The following is a 1,970-nucleotide window of genomic DNA, read 5'->3' as shown; positions in this document are numbered from 1 at the left end:
TGAAGCGATATATCCAGAATCAGTCAGGAGGCGCTATCCCTCCCCACCCGGGTGGGGAATCCCGCGCCTTACGTTGATCGAGCTGCCGACTTTTACGGTGCTACCCGCAGCTTTCCCTTCGCCGTAGAGGAAGAGATCGCCGATGCCCTCTTGGCGGCAGGGGCAACCACTCCTGAAACCCATTTTCTCGAGGTGGGCATTGGGACTGATTCAGCGTTGATATTTCTAAACGGATGTTAGCTGAGCAGGTGGAAGCCTTTTTGCGGTCTCAAGGGGCTCATGTGTCTGCGCATCCACCCAGAGTTAGGCAAGTCTTATAGGGAGGGTAAGAAATTTTCTTGTGGGCATTGCGCTTGGAGGGGTGACACTGACTTGAACGGTGCAAGGGCTACCGCACTTTTGGGGCGTTCTATAAACACGCCTGGAAGTTTGTGGCTGGCTTGCTCTCTAAGCGAGCCTGCTTCAGGGCTACTGTTCGCGTCAGCGGGATCAAGTCCTTAAACCCTATCCGCCTTTGCGGTGGAGTAGTTTATACCAGGGCCGCACTTCTCTGGCTCGGCCTGCCCCCAACTTCCCAAATCTTCGCAGTAACCTTGCTAAGATTTCCATGGCAGGGATCCCGGTCTATGCAAGGCGTACTGCTGATCCTTTACATGTTGTTTGTCAGTGGCCTGATTGCCGTTGTCGGGGATCGGGTCGGGTATCGGATTGGCAAAAAGCGCCTCACCTGGTTTAACCTGCGTCCCCGCCACACGGCCGTTTTGGTAGCCGTGATTACCGGCGTGAGCATCTCGGCGCTGACCTTGGGCACGCTGCTGCTCCTCAACCGCTCTCTTTCGGAAGCCCTGTTCAGCTACACCAACCAAATTGCCCAGGCGGAGCAGGAGCTGCGGGCCCTCAACCGCCAGAAAGCTCTGCTGGAAGGGGAGAATGCCACTCTCAGAGCCGAGCGAGACCGCCTTAAGCTGGATCTCGACCAATTTCGCAGTCAGCAATCGGCAGCCCAGACCCGCCTGAGCGAAGTCCGGGAGCAACTGGCCATAGCGCTACAAGAGCGGCAAGAGGCAGAGGCGAAGCTGGCGGCAGCCAACGAGCAACTGGACCAAGTGCAGCCCAGCCTGGAGCGGGCCCAGGCAGAGTTGGAGGCGGTGAAGGCAGAGGTGGAGGCGGCCCGAAAGATGATTGCCGATCTGGAGTCGCAAAAGCAGGCTCTGCAACTGGATCGGGATCAACTGGAGCGCTCTCTGGATACGGCGCAGGGGGCCCTGAGCCAACTGGAAACTCAAAAAAAGCAGCTTGAGCAGGAGATTGCGCAGCTCAACCAGTTAGCGGTGCGGCTGCGACGGGGAGAGCTGGCCATTCTGGCGGGAGAAGTCCTGGCTACAGGAGTTGTGCAAACGCCAGCAGGGGCAGAGCCGGCGGCAGTGCGGCGGCAGTTTGAGCGAGTTTTGGCCCAGGCAGAACAGCGGGCCCTTGCCCTCGGCTCCCAACCCATCCCCCCTCTGGAGAACGCCATCCTCATCCGCCGCGAGGAGGCCGACCAAGCCCTGGAAAAGCTACAAGAACCCGGTAGCTGGGCGGTGCGCATTCTTTCGCTCTCCAATCGGCTTAAGGGCGAGCCTGTGCCCGTGCTGGTGCAGATCTACCCCAACCAGCGTATCTTTGCCAGGGGATCTGTGCTGGCGCAGGGTGTAATCCAGCCAGGCTTGAGCGAGAACGAAATCCAACAGCGGCTGCTAGAGCTCCTCAACCAGGCCAATCAGCGCTCCCAGGCAGAAGGCCTCCTCTCGGATCCCATCACCGGCACTGTCGGAGAATTCTCGCAGGTGAAGTTCTTGGAAGTTGTGCAGCATCTCCGCCAGAGCACTACCCCTCTGGATGTGAAGCTGGTTGCCGACACCGACATCTACACGGCGGGGCCGCTGCGGGTGAGTTTCCTGATGGCGGAGGCCTCTGGCCAGCAGGACGCC

The 1,970-nt window shown here is 59.4% G+C and carries 1 protein-coding gene; it reads left to right on the top strand.

Translation table 11 applies throughout. The features are described 5' to 3' along the window. Positions 1-626 precede the first annotated feature (626 nt). Positions 627-1,970, top strand: a 1,344-nt coding sequence (locus tag NW845_RS12760; RefSeq protein ID WP_414378799.1) for a DUF3084 domain-containing protein, incomplete at its 3' end; no start/stop codon positions are given.

This window comes from Synechococcus sp. H60.2, assembly GCF_047462315.1.
GTDB lineage: Bacteria > Cyanobacteriota > Cyanobacteriia > Thermostichales > Thermostichaceae > Thermostichus.
The sequence above is the reverse complement of the archived record's forward strand: the minus strand, read 5'-3'. Positions and strand labels throughout refer to the sequence as shown.